The sequence below is a fragment of the Cryobacterium sp. BB307 genome, from assembly GCF_012274275.1.
Taxonomy (GTDB): Bacteria; Actinomycetota; Actinomycetes; order Actinomycetales; family Microbacteriaceae; genus Terrimesophilobacter.
The window spans coordinates 1,002,246-1,018,139 of record NZ_JAANZA010000001.1; the positions used below are offsets into that span (position 1 = coordinate 1,002,246).

General features: G+C 68.4%; 16 protein-coding genes, 1 tRNA gene and 1 riboswitch. Of the genes, 7 read left to right on the forward strand and 10 right to left on the reverse strand.

From position 1 onward, the window contains the following. The first annotated feature begins 63 nt into the window (after positions 1–63). A complete protein-coding gene (locus HGK58_RS04955) occupies positions 64–867 on the forward strand; it encodes an alpha/beta hydrolase (RefSeq protein ID WP_168626391.1) in 804 nt (267 codons plus the stop codon). Between the two features lie 84 nt (positions 868–951). Here the strand turns inward: HGK58_RS04955 and HGK58_RS04960 are convergent, their stop codons facing one another. Continuing rightward, positions 952–1,812, reverse strand: a complete 861-nt coding sequence (locus HGK58_RS04960) for an Fpg/Nei family DNA glycosylase (protein WP_168626392.1) — start codon at positions 1,810–1,812, stop codon at positions 952–954. Positions 1,813–1,929: 117 nt separating this feature from the next. Continuing rightward, a riboswitch (SAM riboswitch) is annotated at positions 1,930–2,042 on the forward strand. A gap of 14 nt (positions 2,043–2,056) precedes the next feature. Here HGK58_RS04960 and HGK58_RS04965 point away from each other — a divergent pair. Then, positions 2,057–2,377 carry a hypothetical protein gene (locus HGK58_RS04965; RefSeq protein ID WP_168626393.1) on the forward strand — a complete coding sequence of 107 codons (321 nt, stop codon included), beginning with the start codon at positions 2,057–2,059 and terminating at the stop codon, positions 2,375–2,377. 46 nt (positions 2,378–2,423) lie between these two features. On the opposite strand, the gene HGK58_RS04970 is transcribed toward HGK58_RS04965, so the two are convergent. Next, positions 2,424–2,804 (reverse strand): hypothetical protein, encoded by a 381-nt coding sequence (locus HGK58_RS04970; protein ID WP_168626394.1) that lies wholly within the window; start codon positions 2,802–2,804, stop codon positions 2,424–2,426. A 135-nt stretch (positions 2,805–2,939) separates the two neighbouring features. Here HGK58_RS04970 and HGK58_RS04975 point away from each other — a divergent pair, with 135 nt between their 5' ends. Continuing rightward, entirely contained in the window at positions 2,940–3,692 is a 753-nt protein-coding gene (locus tag HGK58_RS04975; RefSeq protein WP_349236132.1) for a DUF4386 domain-containing protein, read from the forward strand. A 71-nt stretch (positions 3,693–3,763) separates the two neighbouring features. Here HGK58_RS04975 and HGK58_RS04980 read toward each other — a convergent pair whose 3' ends face one another. The 3 genes from HGK58_RS04980 to HGK58_RS04990 all read right to left on the reverse strand — a co-directional run bounded on the left by HGK58_RS04980 (position 3,764) and on the right by HGK58_RS04990 (position 5,074). Continuing rightward, positions 3,764–3,970: a hypothetical protein gene (locus HGK58_RS04980; protein ID WP_168626396.1), complete on the reverse strand. Its 207-nt coding sequence runs from the start codon at positions 3,968–3,970 to the stop codon at positions 3,764–3,766. Between the two features lie 186 nt (positions 3,971–4,156). Continuing rightward, positions 4,157–4,531 carry a hypothetical protein gene (locus tag HGK58_RS04985; protein WP_210422606.1) on the reverse strand — a complete coding sequence of 125 codons (375 nt, stop codon included), beginning with the start codon at positions 4,529–4,531 and terminating at the stop codon, positions 4,157–4,159. Between the two features lie 471 nt (positions 4,532–5,002). Then, positions 5,003–5,074 (reverse strand) — tRNA-Arg (locus tag HGK58_RS04990). A gap of 40 nt (positions 5,075–5,114) precedes the next feature. On the opposite strand from HGK58_RS04990, the gene cobB reads away from it, so the two are divergent. Next, on the forward strand, positions 5,115–5,819 hold the full coding sequence (cobB, locus tag HGK58_RS04995; RefSeq protein WP_168626397.1) for a Sir2 family NAD+-dependent deacetylase: 705 nt from the start codon (positions 5,115–5,117) through the stop codon (positions 5,817–5,819). 94 nt (positions 5,820–5,913) lie between these two features. On the opposite strand, the gene HGK58_RS05000 is transcribed toward cobB, so the two are convergent. The 3 genes from HGK58_RS05000 to HGK58_RS05010 form a co-directional block, all read right to left on the reverse strand. Beyond that, a complete protein-coding gene (locus HGK58_RS05000; protein ID WP_168626398.1) occupies positions 5,914–6,771 on the reverse strand; it encodes a metal-dependent hydrolase in 858 nt (285 codons plus the stop codon). A 127-nt stretch (positions 6,772–6,898) separates the two neighbouring features. After that, the gene (locus HGK58_RS05005; RefSeq protein ID WP_168626399.1) at positions 6,899–8,557 is read right to left on the reverse strand and encodes a phospho-sugar mutase; all 1,659 of its coding nucleotides are present in this window, start codon (positions 8,555–8,557) and stop codon (positions 6,899–6,901) included. Next, complete coding sequence (locus tag HGK58_RS05010) at positions 8,557–9,390, reverse strand: purine-nucleoside phosphorylase (protein WP_168626400.1); 834 nt, start codon at positions 9,388–9,390, stop codon at positions 8,557–8,559. The genes HGK58_RS05005 and HGK58_RS05010 overlap by 1 nt, the downstream gene beginning before the upstream one ends. A gap of 84 nt (positions 9,391–9,474) precedes the next feature. Between HGK58_RS05010 and HGK58_RS05015 the strand changes: the two genes are divergently transcribed. Continuing rightward, on the forward strand, positions 9,475–10,911 hold the full coding sequence (locus HGK58_RS05015; protein ID WP_168626401.1) for an NAD(P)H-quinone dehydrogenase: 1,437 nt from the start codon (positions 9,475–9,477) through the stop codon (positions 10,909–10,911). Between the two features lie 182 nt (positions 10,912–11,093). Continuing rightward, positions 11,094–12,101 (forward strand): hypothetical protein, encoded by a 1,008-nt coding sequence (locus tag HGK58_RS05020; protein ID WP_168626402.1) that lies wholly within the window; start codon positions 11,094–11,096, stop codon positions 12,099–12,101. Positions 12,102–12,134: 33 nt separating this feature from the next. Here the strand turns inward: HGK58_RS05020 and HGK58_RS05025 are convergent, their stop codons facing one another. Together HGK58_RS05025 and HGK58_RS05030 are read right to left on the reverse strand one after the other, a co-directional pair. Beyond that, positions 12,135–13,868 (reverse strand): biotin carboxylase N-terminal domain-containing protein, encoded by a 1,734-nt coding sequence (locus HGK58_RS05025; protein ID WP_168626403.1) that lies wholly within the window; start codon positions 13,866–13,868, stop codon positions 12,135–12,137. Positions 13,869–13,991: 123 nt separating this feature from the next. Further along, complete coding sequence (locus HGK58_RS05030) at positions 13,992–14,600, reverse strand: Maf family protein (protein WP_168626404.1); 609 nt, start codon at positions 14,598–14,600, stop codon at positions 13,992–13,994. A 26-nt stretch (positions 14,601–14,626) separates the two neighbouring features. On the opposite strand from HGK58_RS05030, the gene HGK58_RS05035 reads away from it, so the two are divergent. Beyond that, a complete protein-coding gene (locus tag HGK58_RS05035; RefSeq protein ID WP_168626405.1) occupies positions 14,627–15,850 on the forward strand; it encodes a class I SAM-dependent RNA methyltransferase in 1,224 nt (407 codons plus the stop codon). Positions 15,851–15,894: the final 44 nt, after the last annotated feature.

Genomic DNA, 15,894 nt, shown 5'->3' on the forward strand with positions numbered 1-15,894 from the left:
GATCGACGGTTGAAGAACCGATCATTCTGACACGTCGCCAACGGATTGGCGTAACCTCGCATCATGCCGGACGTCGTGGTTGCCGGGGTGCGCATCGCGTACCGGCGCCGTGGGAGCGGTGCGCCGCTCGTGCTCTTCCACGGTGCGTTCGAGGACTCCCGCATCTGGGCCGATGAGCTTGAACGACTCAGCCCCCATCTCGACGTGGTCGCTTGGGACGCGCCCGGCTGTGGCGGTTCCGACCCGGTACCCGAGGGGTGGAGCGACGCGGATTGGGCAGACGCGGCATCCGGATTCGTCACAGCGCTGGGACTGCGCGCTCCCGCGGTTGCCGGGCTTTCGTTCGGTTCGATGATCGCGCTGCTGCTCGCTCGCGACCACCCAGCATCCGTGGGTGGACTCGTGCTCGTCGGTGCGTACGCTGGATGGGGTGGCTCGTTGGACGCCGACGAGCTCGCGCAGCGCATCGACTCTGTGCGGTTCACGATCGATCATCCGGCCAAGGCGTGGGCTGACGACTTCCTAGACTCTGTCTATGCGCCGGATGCGCCATCAGAGCGACGTGAACTCGCGCGTCGTCTCCTGGGCGAGTGGCGACCGGCAACAACGGCAGCGCTGCTCGAGTTGATGGTGCAGGACCTGCGCCCCGGGCTTCCGGCGATCCAAGCGCCAACGGTCGTAGTGCGCGGCGCGGCGGATGCACGCAGCCCCCGCAGTGCCTCGCTGGGACTGTGTGGACTCATCCGCGAGGCGCGCCTGGTGGAGATCGCCGATGCTGGCCACGACTGCTCGGGTCCCGAACTCGATGCGGTGCTCATCGCTGCAGCGCGCGACGCGAGCGCAAAGGCGACATCGTCGGCCGGCTGATGCGACGTGCCAACGCCTGGCGGCTCGGCGGGCATCAACTCCAGACGGATATCGAGGTGCGCGCGTCAGCGCGGGGGCGGGTGGCTATTTCAGCAGGCGCGATAGCACGCGGTCAGCGAGCGGTTTGCCGCCGGTCTGGCAGGTCGGGCAGTACTGCAGGGTGGAGTCCGCGAAGATCACCTGCCGTACGGTGTCGCCGCAGACCGGGCATGGCTCGCCGGTTCGGCCGTGCACGCGCATCCCGGACTTCTTCTCCTTCTTGAGCTCGGATGCGGCAAGGCCCTCCGAGCGCGAGATCGCCTCGCGCAGGGTCGTCTGGATGGCGTCGAAGAGGCGGGCTGCGTCGTCCGGGCTCATCGCCGCCGGCTTGAAAGGGGACATCTTCGCCACGTGCAGGATCTCGTCCGAGTAGGCGTTGCCGATGCCCGCGATGGTGGACTGGTTGCGCAGGACTCCCTTGATCTGGGCGCGGCCGGCGGCGGCAAGGATGTCCTGGAGGGCCACGAGGGTGAAGCCGCCGCTGAGGGGATCGGGTCCGAGCCTGGCAATGCCGGGGACCTGGGTCGGCTGCTCGACCAGGTAGATCGCGAGGCTCTTCTTGGTGCCGGCCTCGGTGATGTCGAGACCGGTGCCGTCGTCAAGCAGCAGCTGGGCGGCGAGCGGGCTTTTCGGGCTGCGGGCGGGGGCGGGGCGGGTGCCGTCATTCCACCGCACCCAGCCGGCTCTGGCCAGATGCATCACCAGGTGCAGGTCGCCGATGTTCAGGTCGAGGAACTTCCCCTGCCGGGTGACCGAGTGGATGACCTGGCCGTCCAGCGCCGACGTGGGCGGATCGAACGTCTTCAGCGCCGCGAACGACAGAAGGTCGAGCCGTGCGACAACCCGGTCGCGGAGGCGTCCTTCAAGGTCGGCCGCGAGCGCGTGTACCTCGGGGAGTTCGGGCATGCCCCCCAGTCTTCTGCCACCTGCCGACATCCGTCCAGAGGCCGGTGCCCAGACCGCGCCGACTGACCAACGAGCAAAGCTGCCTCGGATGTCGGTGGCCGCCGATACGTTGATGTTGGTCAAGATCTCCCGCGAAAGTCCTCCGGCATGCGGGAGAGGCAACCGCGCGACGCGCACGGTGCCCCCGGAGGAAGACCTGCCCATGCCGCCCGGCTAGGGAACCGCGATCAACTTGGGAGTCCCAATGGAAGACCTCACCCACACCAACACATTTCTTTGCGTCAACGATGAGCCGTGCCGTCTCTATCGACCGGGGCATCACATCCACGCGATCCACTGGTCGGCTGCCCACCGCTCTCCGGAGTTCTTGCAGGATGCGATCGTCCGTGCGGTGGAGGGCGGTCGTGTCGATGTCGAGTACCTCGACGGTCGCTCCGAAACCTACTGGAACCACCACGACCTGGCCGCCGCGCTCTCGCCAGGAGACCCGGTGAGCATCCACTCGCGATTCCACCTGCTGATCGTCGGAATGCGAAGCTTCAATGTGGCCGACGAACCGCTCTAGCGGGCGCGACGGCAACCGGCGCTGATGGGCGTTGGGTTGTGGCGGATCAGAACATCGCGTAGCTGAAGCTGGTCAACGCGGTGGAAATGAGGGTCACCAGCGCGAAAACCCCGGCCCCCAGAGCCATCGCCGCGAGGACCTTCCTGCGCCCCGGCAGCGCGAGCGCGATTCCGCCGAGGATGACCGTCAGCACCGCCAAGGCGATGCTGACGAAGGTGCGGATGGGCGTCATCAGTTGCAACGCAGCGATGTCGCCGGCGACCACGGCGCTTAGGTACAGGAACTGGAAGACGACGCCGACGACGAGCATCAGGCCGGCGACTCCAGCGGCTGCGACGCCCAGCGGGTTGCCGGCCGGTCGAACCGCGGTCTCGACTGTGGGGCTGAGGTTGGACGGGGCCGGGGAGTATGGCGAGCTGTGGGTCACGCGGTCAGCTTAGCGGCGGGGCTGCGCGGCGCCTCTTTCCGCCGCCGATCTGGTGCGCGCATCCGTCGCTTCACGAGAATGTCCCTAGCGGAAGGTGATGACGCCAGCCGCGAGCTGCGAAAGGACACTTCCACCGTGACCAGAACCAGGCGCCTGGCGCTAGCGGCCGGGATCTTCTACCTCCTGACTTTCGCCTTCTCGATTCCCGCGTTCTTCCTCTACGAGCCGGTGCTGACCGACCCGAACTACATCGTCAGCGCGGGCGGGGCCGACACCCGGATAATCCTCGGCGCATTCCTTGAGATGCTCACCGCGCTGGCCGGCATCGGAACCGCCGTCGCGGTCTACCCGGTGATCAGGCGGCAGAGCGAGGGCGCGTCATTGGGCTTCGTGACGACCCGGCTCTACGAGGCGGCGGTGATGATCGTCGGCGTGCTGGCGCTGGTCACGATCGTGAACCTGCGGGTGGCCGGCACCGGCAGCGGGTCTGAGGACGACCTTGCGATGGTCGCGGTTGGACAGGCGCTGGTCGAGATTCGCGACCAGACAGCGATCTTCGGGCCGGGTTTTGTCCCCGCCCTGAACGCACTGCTGTTCGGCTACGTGCTGTACCGGTCGCGGCTCGTGCCGCGCGTGATTCCGGCGTTGGGACTGATCGGGGCACCGCTGCTGCTCGCATCCGTGACGGCGCGGATCTTCGGATTCGACGACCAGCCGCTATTCGGCGCGGTCGCGCTGGCGCCCATCTTCTTCTGGGAGCTTTCCATCGGGCTGTGGATGACGTTCCGAGGCTTCAATCCGTTGGCGCTGGCGTCGCTGGGCTTCGACGAGAGAGACGCGGGTCGCTCGACTGGACCAGGCCTGGTATCGAATGGCGACATCTCGTGATGCCAGCAGCAGAGCATCTGCTCCCGGCCAGGGTGAGGATTGGTTCGGCCGTACCTAAGCAGCGGGGTGCTTCAGCCGCTATTCGATTCGTCGTTCGACGATCCTCCTGGCTTGGACTGCTTACCGAACGCTGCCCCGAGGCCGGCGCCGATAGCGATCCCCATTGCCAGACCCAGCCCCATGTTGTCCATGGATGCGCCGAGGGCCGCGCCCATGGCCACCCCGATGCCCAAGCCGGTCGCCATGACGGAGCCGTTGCCCTGACTGTCATTAGCCATGCCCTCACGGTAGTGACCCCGGTTCGGTCAGCACATCCGTCGCAAGTCGGAGATTTGGAACCTACGGGCGACTGAGGTGACTCGCGCCACCGGGAGGCGCCGACCGAGGTCGCCGATAGAGGCGGCGGACGGCGGCGTGGAGTCACACCATGGCAGAGCCCGCTCGGCGGCGCTCCATCCCGAAAGCTAGGTGGCGGCTTCCATGTTCTTTCCGACCACGTCGAGGGTCTGCTGCAGCTGCTCAGTGGGGCTGAACTCGACGATTTCAGTGCCGGCATGGAGCACCGGGGTGTGACCCGGCGGGACGTAGTAGGCATCGCCGGCCTCGTAGGTCTCGTCGCCAGAGGCGGTTTTGTACGTCACTTTGCCGGTCAGGACGTATCCCCAGTGGGCTGCCTGGCATTGGTCGTTCGGCAGGCCCGTGAAGAACTCGGTGAGGTCGGCGTCGGCGGTGTACTTCTCGAAGGACACCGTGTAGCCCCCCTCGAACTTCTCCAGGTGACCCTCGTAGCCCTCCATCTCAACGGTTTCCGAGGCGTTGCTCTTCGATGTCTTGGGCATGTTCTCTTCCTTTCCGATGGGCCCGTATCTGGGCGAGCCACCCTTCAGCAATCGCTGTTGGGTGAAGTGCCCCCATTCGGCCGGGCCGCAGTTGCCGACCATGGCCGATTCCCCTGTCGTGCGGTACTCGCGAGGAAGTCCAAGACTGGACGTCTAGTGCGGCCGGCGCGCCGACGCGCCAAGACTGGGCGAATGTCAGCGCCATCGGGCGGGTCAGCGCGCTCTTGGGCGTTCCGTGCGAACTGAAACGCCGCCCCGGCCGTCGCCGGTCGTGCTTGGCCGCCGCTGATCGTCTTTCGGCGAGCGGACCGTGCCCGTCCATGGTCCCGATCCTCCTCCCGCGCTCGGTCGGATGTCCAGCACGAATTGTTCGCGCGCGAACGGCACGAGCGCGGGGCGGCGACCGAGGCCGGTTACTGAGGCAGAGGGACGGCCGCGATTGTTTCGCAGGCTGGGCTGCGTCAACGGAAGTGCCCCTGGAGGGACTCGAACCCCCAACCCTTTCCTTAGGACGGAACTGCTCTTCCATTGAGCTACAGAGGCAGGCGGCATCGAGTCTAGCGGGGTCGACAACAATGGATGCATGGCCCCGCGACGCATCGTCATCCTCACCGGGGCCGGCGTGTCGGCCGAATCGGGCATCCGCACCTTCCGCGCCGCCGACGGTCTGTGGGAGGAACACCGCATTGAGGACGTCGCCACCCCGGAGGGATTCGCCCGCAACCCGGAACTGGTCCACCGGTTCTACAACGAACGGCGACGGCAGCTCGTCAGCGGCGACGTGCATCCGAATGCCGCGCACCTCGCGCTCGCCCGGCTCGAGGCCGAGCACCCCGGCGACCTGCTGCTCATCACCCAGAACATCGACGACCTGCACGAGCGCGCCGGGTCCCGCAATGTGCTGCACATGCACGGGGAACTGCTCCGGATGCGCTGCACGCGCTGCGAGGTTGTGCACGAGATCAGCGGCGACATCCGGACCGAGGATCGCTGCCCCGGATGCGGCGCCACCGGCACCCTGCGGCCGCACGTCGTGTGGTTCGGTGAGATGCCGCTCGAGCTCGACGCGATCTTCGACGCGCTCGAGGCGTGCGACCTCTTCGCCGCGATTGGGACATCCGGCACCGTCTACCCGGCCGCCGGCTTCGTCGCGACCGCAGTGAACGCGGGTGCGCACGCCGTCGAGCTCAACCTTGAACCCTCGGAGGTGAACTCGGCGTTCGATGAGGTGCGGCTGGGTCCGGCCACCGAGCAGGTTCCGGCCTGGGTCGACGAGCTCCTCGCCTGAGTGTTCAGCTGTCCATTGAGTCGGGAGTAGTTGCCCAATTGAGCGCTGGCATAAGGGCAACTACTCCCGACTCGATGGCGGGGCGGGAGGTCCGCTAGATGACGGTGGTCATCGTCAGCTGCAGCCCGCCTTCGACCTCGTCGAGCGTGAGCGTCGCGCGCAGTCCCTCCAACTCGGCGAGGGATGTCGCGTGCGTTCCGCCGCACGGGATGCTCGCCTCACCGTCGACCAGCTCGGCCACCCACGACCGCCGATCGGTCAGGTGCTCGCCGTCGCGGTCGATCCGGATGGGCGCAGCGGTCGCGATCCAGCCCGCAAGAGCCGCGTTCACCGCATCCTGAATCGTGGGCAGGTCGTCCGCGAGCCCGTCGGTGGTGAAGCCGCGCTTGCGCAGCGACTTGCCGAGCCGGTAGGTGTCGACCGAGCCGTGCGGGACGATGGTCGAGGTCTCGTTCGCCTCGGCGTCGAAGTTCGGTGCTCCCAGCGCATCCGGGCGCACCTCCTTGCGCCAGCGGTCGGTCATCGCCCGGTTCAGGGCGAGGGACGCGAGGTGGCACCCGGTGTGCCCGACCGACAGCGCCCGGCGGTAGTCGCCGTCCACGTCGACCGTGACCTCGGTGCCCTCCGCCGGCGCCTCCGGAACCAGGTGCGCGACCACGAACGCCCAGCCCTCGGTGCCCTTGCGCACCGGAATGTCGCCGCCGAAGTGCAGCGCCGCACTGTCGGTCGCCGCGACGATGGCGTCGCTGACGGATGCCTCGCCACCCTCCCAGCGGATCACCGCCCGGTCGGCGGCCTGGTCGGGCCAGCCGGCATCCACCGGGTGCACCGGCGTGCGGTCGAGGAGCACCGCGAAGCCGGCGTCGACGGGTTCAACATGCAGCACGGTCGCGGTGCCGGATGTCGCCCCGGCCGGGTACGTGACGATTGTGTCGGTAGTGGGCAGTGTCAACGTTGCTCCAGTTTGTTATCGATGCGCCCGCTGTAGCGCCCGCATCGACAACAAGCGGGCGCAACGTCGGGCTAGTTCACTTCCGGGGTGTCCACGGGCTGGTCTCGACAGGCTCGCCCACCGTGGCTCACGCGAGCAGCGGACGCACGCCGGCCTCAAGCGCCAGCACCGCGGCCTGCGCGGTCGCCATCCGCTCCTCCGCAGTGCCCTCGGTGCTCGAGGCATCCAGATACACCTTGAGCTTCGGCTCGGTCCCGCTCGGACGCACGATCACCCGCGACCCGTCGGCCAGCCAGTAGCGCAGGATGTCGCTGGCCGGGTAGTCGCCGAAGCCGCCCAAGAAGTCGTCGACCCGCTCGATCGCAACCCCGCCGATCGCATCCGGCGGCGTCGACCGCAGCCGCTGCATGACGCGCGGGATCTCCGCGAGGTCGGTGACCCGCACCGACACCTGGCCGGATGCGAACGCCCCGAACATCTCCGCGAATGCGCGCAGCTGGTCGGCGATGGTGAGCCCCTGCGCCTTCAACTCGGACACCAGGTCGAGGAACGCGGCTGCGGCCGAGATGCCGTCCTTGTCGCGGACCTTGTCGGGGTCGACAAGGTAGCCGAGCGCCTCCTCGTAGCCGAATACAAGATCCGGCACCCGCGAGACCCACTTGAACCCGGTCAGCGTGTCGGTGAACCCGAGACCGTACTGCCGGGCGACCTCGGCGAGCGCGGTCGAGCTGACGAGCGAGCACGCCATGGTGCCGCGGCCACCCGCCGCCTGCGCCGCGCGCCAGCCCAGCAGCGCACCCACCTCGTTGCCGGTCAGGCGGCGCCAGCCATCGGCATCCGGAATCGCCACCGCCAGTCGGTCGGCATCCGGATCGTTCGCGATGATCAGCTCCGCACCGACCCTGGTCGCGGTGGCGAAGGACAGGTCAAGCGCGCCCGGCTCCTCCGGGTTCGGGAAGGCAACGGTCGGGAAGGCTGGGTCCGGCTCGCTCTGCTCGGCCACGACCGTCGGTTCGCCGAAGCCCGCCGCGGCGAACACGCGGCGGCTGGTTTCCCATCCGACGCCGTGCATCGCCGTGTAGACGGCTTTCACGGAACCCGGATGCTTCACAACACCGGCCGTGCGGCGGACGTACTCGTCGATGACGGACTCATCGGCGATCTCATAGTCGTTCGATCGGCGCAGGTCGGCGACGCTGCCGAGCGCTACCCGGAGGATGTGCTGCTCGATCTCCTGGTCGGCGGGCGAGACGATCTGAGAGCCCTCGTCGGCTCCGCCGAGGTAGACCTTGTAGCCGTTGTCGCGGGGCGGGTTGTGGCTCGCAGTGACCATCACGCCCGCGCTCACATCGAGGTGCCGCACCGCGAACGCGAGCACCGGGGTGGGCAGCAGCCGCGGCAGCAGGATCGCGCGCACCCCGGCGCCGGCCATCAGCTCGGCGGTGTCGGTGGCGAACACCCGGGAGTTCTTACGCCCGTCGTAGCCGACCACGACACTCGGCTGCGGGTTACTCGCGAGCAGATAGGCGGCGAGGCCGGCGGCCGCTTGCGCGACGACGACCCGGTTCATCCGGTTCGGGCCGGCCGCGAGCTCGCCGCGCAGGCCGGCGGTGCCGAATTCCAGGCGCGTGCTGAACCGATTGTTCAGCTCGGCGAGGGCGCGCTCGTTGTCGGCCTCGGCATCCGCGATCAGCCCGTTCAGTTCGGCGCGGGTCTCGGCATCCGGATCCTGGTTCGCCCAGGCGCGGGCGGCCGCGAGCAGCTGGTCGGTGCTCTGCGCCTCCATCAAAGCTCCGCCACGATCTTGGCGAGCAGCGCGCTGATCACCGGCTCGGCGGTGCGCCCGGCCTCGATGACCTCCGCATGGCTGAGCGGCGTGGTCTGGATGCCCGCCGCCAGGTTCGTGATGAGCGACATGCCCAGCACTTCCATGCCGGCTTCGCGCGCTGCGATCGCCTCGAGCGCGGTCGACATGCCGACGATGTGGCCGCCGATGGCCTTCGCCATCTGCACCTCAGCCGGCGTCTCGTAGTGCGGGCCGCGGAATTGCACGTACACGCCCTCGTCGAGGCCGGGGTCGACCGACTTGGCGAGCGCGCGCAGTCGGGAGGAGTAGAGGTCGGTCAGGTCGACGAACGTCGCGCCCTCGAGCGGAGAGTCGGCGGTGAGGTTGATGTGGTCGCTGATGAGCACCGGCTGGCCTGGCTTCCAGGACTCCCGGATGCCGCCGGCGCCGTTGGTGAGGATCATCACCTTCGCGCCGGTCGCGGCCGCCGTGCGCGCGCTGTGCGCCACCCGGCGGACGCCGTGGCCCTCGTAATAGTGCGTGCGTGCGCCGATGATCAGCGCTCGCTTGCCGCCGGGGAGGAGAAGTGAGCGCAGCGACCCGACGTGGCCCTCGAGCGCCGGCTTGCTGAAGCCGGCGATGTCGGTCGCGGGGAAGGTGACGGTGGTCTCGCCGATGAGGTCCGCCGCTTTCGCCCAGCCGCTGCCGAGCGTCAGCGCGATGTCGTGCTGCTCGACGCCGGTGCGCTCCGCTATCTGTTCGGCCGCCTGGCGCGCGACGTCGAAGGGATTCGCGGCCGGATCGTCCAGCGGATTCGAGTGTTCGTTGATCATTGCACCACTCTAAATGAACCGTCCTTCGCGGCATCCGGATGCTGTTGGCCGCAAGCCGCCCCGCGACTGGGGAAGAATGGTCACATGGCCTACGAGTTCGAGCGCAAACAACGGATCGCGATTCTCGGTGGAGGCCCCGGGGGGTATGAGGCGGCGCTGACTGCCGCGCAGCTCGGCGCGGAGGTCACCGTGGTCGAGCGCGTCGGGGTCGGCGGGTCGGCGGTGCTGACGGACGTCGTGCCATCCAAGACGCTTATCGCCACCGCCGAGGCGGCGAAGGCGGTCGAGGGGTCGGTCGACCTGGGCGTGCAGTTCTTCGTGAAGGGGGACAGCGGCCTGGCGCAGAAGCCCGAGGTCGCAGTCAACCTGGCCGCGGTGAACCGGCGGCTGCTGACCCTCGCATCCAAGCAGTCCGAGGACATGACCCAGACCCTCCTTCGCGCCGGCGTGCGGATCATCCAGGGCGACGGCCGGCTCGACGGCCCGCAGCGCATCGTGGTGTCGACCGGCAGCGGTAAGAAGCGCGTCGACTTCGACGCCGTTGACGCCGACACCATCGTCGTCTCGACCGGATCAACGCCGCGCATCGCGCCGACCGCGCAGCCGGACGGCGAGCGCATCCTCACGTGGACTCAGGTCTACTCGCTCGACGAGGTGCCGGAGCGGCTCATCGTCGTCGGCTCCGGCGTGACCGGGGCGGAGTTCGCGTCCGCCTACAACGCGCTCGGCTCGAAGGTGACGCTGGTCTCCAGCCGCGACCAGGTGCTGCCGGGGGAGGATGCCGACGCCGCGCAGGTCATCGAGCGCGTGTTCAAGCGCAACGGCATGACCGTGCTTTCCAAGTCCCGGATGGCGTCGGTTGAGCGCACAGAGGACGGCGTGGTTGTCACGCTCACGGACGGTCGCACCGTCGAGGGCTCGCACTGCCTGCTCGCGCTCGGGTCGATCCCGAACACGCAGGACATCGGTCTGGAGGAGGCCGGCGTGCAGCTGACCGAGTCGGGGCACATCCGGGTGAACCGGGTGGCGCGCACGTCGATGCCGAGCATCTACGCTGCCGGCGACTGTTCGGGGTTCCTGCCCCTCGCATCCGTCGCCTCGATGCAGGGTCGCACCGCGGTCTTCCACGCGATGGGGGATGCGGTGACGCCGACCGAGCTGCGCAACGTGACCTCGAACATCTTCACCCAGCCGGAGATCGCGACCGTCGGATGGTCGCAGAAGCAGATCGAGGACGGGCTCGCCCAGGGCGACATCTACAAGCTGCCGCTCGCGCAGAACCCGCGCGCGAAGATGCTGGGCATCAAGGACGGTTTCGTGAAACTTTTCGCGCGCACCGGGTCTGGGACCGTCATCGGCGGTGTTGTGGTGGCGCCGAAGGCGTCGGAGCTGATCCTGCCGATCGCGATCGCGATCGAGCATCGGCTCACGGTTGACCAGCTGGCCTCCGCGTTCAGTGTGTACCCGTCGCTGTCGGGCTCGATCACGGATGCGGCGCGCGCGATGCATATCGTGCGCTGACCCGCCCCGCCGCCGAGCGCCGCCCAATTGTGCGAGTGCTCGTGCAATATCGCGCGCGCTCGAACAATTGGGCGGCGCTGGCGAGCGGCACTCTCGCCCTCAGCAGGCGCGCTCGGCGCGCACGACTCACAGCCTCCAAGCATCCGGTCCCGCGCCGGGTCGAGTTCGAATCACGATGGTGCATGACCGTCATCACAGCTCCGTGGCGTGAGCGCTTCATCCTGGCTTCGGATGCCGTCACACCGGGACAGAGGTCTGCCCTACGGCGGGCGGTCGAAACGGGTTCGCTGCGGCGGGTCTGGCGTGGTGTCTACCTCCCAGAAGGCGACTGGCGTGGTTTCGACAGAGACGCCCGCTATCTCGCCGTCGTCCAAGCAGTCGCGCTCGCGTACGACGGCAACTTGGTGTTCTCGCACCTTTCGGCTGCGGCGCTCTGGGGTCTCCCAATGGTGGGATATTGGCCGAAGGAGGTGCATGTCGTCGATGAACGGACATCCGGCGGGCGAGCCCGACAAGGCCTAGCGTGCCACTCAGAGGGGATACCTGATGGCATCGTGCAAATTGACGGACTGTGGGTGACGCCCCTCCCGCGAACGGTGATCGACACCGCCCGAACGAGCCTTTTCGGCACCGCTGTCGCAATGGCCGATCACGCGATCAGCCCGAGTCCTCTTGATGCTCCGAGTGACTGGCAGGCGACCGACCTCGAGACGCTTCACTCTGAATTGGATCGAGTGCGCACCAGTCGCGGTGTCGTTGCTGCGCGCCGTGCGCTCGCGTTTGCCGACCCACGCAGTGGCTCACCCGGTGAATCTCTCAGTCGTGTCGCGATCCACCTGCTGGGCTTCCCGCCGCCGGAGCTTCAAGTCGACTTCTCGGATTCCAAGGGAAGGATCGGCACCGTCGACTTCTGGTGGCCCGAGTCGAACCTTATCGGCGAATTCGACGGCGCCGGCAAGTACCTCCGCGACCAATACACGGGAGGTCGCGAGCCAGCCGAGATCGTCATGGCGGAGAAGAAGCGCGAGAACCGGCTTCGAGCGGTCGGGCCCGGCCTCACACGGTGGGATTGGCCAATCGCGGCATCCCTGCCATCCCTTCGCCGACACCTCGTGGAGGCTGGGCTGCGCCCCGAGCGCCGTGCAATTGTGCGAGAGCACGCGCACTATCCCGTGCACTCGCACAATTAAGCGGCGGCGCGGTTGCGGGCGGAGAGGCCCGCCTCACACGATGTTCAGCAGCAGGTGCCCGGACGACACGGTCGCCCCGACCGACGCGTTCACGTTGGCGATGACCCCGTCCTTGTGGGCGGTGAGCGGCTGCTCCATCTTCATCGCCTCGAGCACACACACCAGGTCGCCCTTGACGACGCGGTCGCCGTCCGCAACGGCCAGCTTCACGATGGTCGCCTGCATCGGCGCCTTCACCGAGTCCCCGGTCGCCGTGACAACAGCGCCCCCGCTCGCCCGCCGCGGTGGTGGCGGCGCCGCGGTCTCCCCGAGCAACTTGCCGGGCAGCGACACCTCGATGCGCTTGCCGTCCACCTCGACGACGACGTTGTGACGCGTGGCGACCGGATGCTCCGGCAGCGCCCCCGCCCACGGCTCGATGTCGTTGTCGAAGTCGTTCTCGATCCACTGCGTGTAGACGCTGAAGTCCTCCGCGAACGCCTTGTCGCGCACCACCTTGCGGTGGAACGGCAGCACCGTCGGCAGCCCGGCGACCTCGAACTCGTCGAGAGCGCGGCGCGACCGCTCGAGCGCATCCTCACGGGTCGCCCCGGTCACGATCAGCTTCGCGAGCAGCGAGTCGAACGCGCCGCTGATCACGTCGCCGGTGGTCACCCCACTGTCGACGCGCACGCCCGGCCCGCCGGGGAAGCGCAGCACGTTCACCGGCCCCGGCGACGGCATGAAGCCGAGCCCCGGGTCCTCGCCGTTGATCCGGAACTCGAACGAGTGCCCCTGCGGCGCCGGGTCGTCGTACTCGAGCACGCCGCCCTCGGCCAGCCTGAACTGCTCGCGCACCAGGTCGATGCCGGTGATCTCCTCGGAGACCGGATGCTCGACCTGCAGTCGCGTGTTCACCTCGAGGAACGAGATGGTGCCGTCCGCTGCCACCAGGAACTCGCAGGTCCCGGCGCCGACATACCCGACCTCGCGCAGGATCGCCTTCGACGACTCGTACAGCAGCTCGTTCTGCTCGGCGCTCAGGAACGGCGCCGGCGCCTCCTCCACAAGCTTCTGGTGGCGACGCTGCAGCGAGCAGTCGCGCGTCGAGATGACGACAACGTTGCCATGGGCATCCGCGAGGCACTGGGTCTCGACGTGCCGCGGCCGGTCCAGGTACTTCTCGACGAAGCACTCGCCGCGCCCGAACGCAGCGACCGCCTCGCGCGTCGCCGACTCGAACAGCTCGGCCACCTCGTCGCGGTTCCGCGCGACCTTCAGCCCGCGCCCGCCACCGCCGAACGCGGCCTTGATGGCGACCGGCAGCCCGTGCTGGTCCACGAATTCGAGCACTTCGGATGCGTCGGCGACCGGGTTCAGCGTCCCCGGTGCGAGCGGCGCGCCGACCTTCTCGGCGATGTGACGCGCCGACACCTTGTCGCCCAGCTGACGGATGGCGTGCGGCGGCGGACCGATCCAGGTCAGGCCGGCGGCGATGACCGCTTCGGCGAAGTCCGCGTTCTCGGCGAGGAAGCCGTAGCCGGGGTGGATCGCATCCGCCCCTGACCGGCGTGCGATGGCAAGGATCTTGTCGATCACCAGGTACGTCTCTGCGCTGGTCGACCCCTCGAGCGCGTACGCCTCATCGGCGAGCTTGACGTGGCGCGCGTCTCGGTCTTGGTCTGCGTAGATCGCCACCGAACCCAGTCCGCTGTCCTTCGCTGCCCGGATCACGCGAACGGCGATCTCTCCACGGTTGGCAACGAGGACCTTCGAAATCTGGGGCATGATCATTGAGTTTATTGGCGAGCAGACCGGTCCATTTGGACTCTCTCCACAAAAAGTGCAGGTCAGACTCGGCGCACCCCTACAACGGCGGGTCGCCCCGTGACGGCACAGGGTGAGCGGCGCCTACACCCAGAGCTCGTGCCAGCTCACGCCGAACCCGCGCAGGAGCCCCCGCACGGTCGACAGGGAGAGCCCGACCACCGCGTGCGGGTCGCCGGCCACCGACGTGATGAACGGAGCGCCGAGCGAGTCGATAGTGAACGCGCCCGCAACCTTCAGCGGCTCGCCGGTGGCGATGTACGCCTCGACCTCGTCGTCGGTGATGTCCGACGCGAAGGTCACGCCGGCGGTCGATACCGCGCCGGCAGCACCGGATGCTTGTCCGCCGCGATGGTCGATCAGCCAGTGCCCGGAGTGCAGCAGCCCGCTCCGCCCGCGCTGCAGCTGCCAGCGCTCCCGCGCCACCTCCATGGTGTGCGGCTTGCCGAACACGGCGCCGTCCAGCTCGAACGCCGAGTCGCCACCGAGAATGAACCCGTCGACCTCCGGCCCCGCAACCGCCTCGGCCTTCAACCGGGCCAGCAGCTGCACCATGTCCGGTGCGCTGAGCGGTCCGGCCGCCGCCACCGCCGCATCTTCGTCCACCTCGGACGGCAACACGACCGGTTCGACGCCGGCTGCGCGAAGTGTCGCCAGGCGGGCGGGTGAGGTGGAGGCGAGGTACAGCCGCACTGGCGCTCCTGTGTCAGTCTTGGATGATGGGCGAAAATCTGGGCAGCCGCATCGAACTTGAAGTCTCAAACGTAGCCCACGGTGGCGTGATGGTCGCGCGTCACGAGGGCAGGGTCGTGTTCGTCGCCGATGCCATCCCGGGCGAGCGCGTCCTAGCCGAGATCACGGATGACTCGAAGGCGAAGTTCTGGCGCGCCGACACCGTCCAGGTGCTGGAATCCAGCGAGCATCGCCGCCCCCACGTCTGGTCGGCGGCGTCGATCGATCGTGCCCCAGCCGACCGCGCCGGCGGTGCCGAGTTCGGGCACATCGATCTCGAGCACCAGCGCGAGCTCAAGCGCCACGTGCTGACCGACTCGCTGAAGCGCATGGGACGGGTCGAGACCGATGTCACGGTCGAGAGCATCGAGGGTGAGCCGACGACCGAAGCGCCGGGCACCGGATGGCGCACCCGCCTCCACCTGCACGTCGCCGACGACGGCACGGTTGGCCCGTACGCCGCGCGTTCGCACCGCGTCATCCCGGTCGACGACGTGCCGCTCGCCACCGAACAGGTGCAGGCCATCGCGCCGCTCGACGAGCGTTTCCCGGGTGCGACCTCCGTTGACGTGATCGCGCCGTCCGTGGGCAACCCATGGGTGCTCTCCGGCGCGGGCAAGCGCACCACCATCACCGAGCGGGTCGGCGACCGCGACTTCCGGCTCGACGTTCGCGGCTTCTGGCAGGTGCACCGGAACGCCGCCCAAACCCTCACCGAGGCTGTGCAGTGGGCGATCGACCCCGAGCGCTTCGACGCGCGCGCCACCAACCTGGACCTGTACGGCGGCGTCGGCCTCCTCGCCGCTGCGGTCGGCGACCGGTTCGGCCCAGCGACCCGGATCACCACGGTCGAGAGCGATCCGACCGCCACCGACCACGCATCCGGCAACCTGGTCGAGTGGGTCGGCGCGCGGGCGATCACCGCTCGCGTCGACCGCTACCTGTCCCAGCTGGTCAAGGAGGGCGCCCGGATGCGCGATGCCACTGTCGTGCTGGACCCGCCCCGCTCCGGCGCGGGCAGACCGGTCGTCGACCGGCTCGCCGACCTCGGCCCGGCGCAGCTGGTCTACGTCGCCTGCGACCCGGTCGCCCTGGCCCGCGACGTCGCACTGTTCGCCGATCGCGGCTACCGGCTGCAACGCATCCGGGCCTTCGACCTGTTCCCGCACACCCACCATGTGGAGGCGGTTGCGGCACTGGTGCGAGACTGACTCGCCACTAACATGGGGGACAAACCTCAGGAGTGTGTTCAACG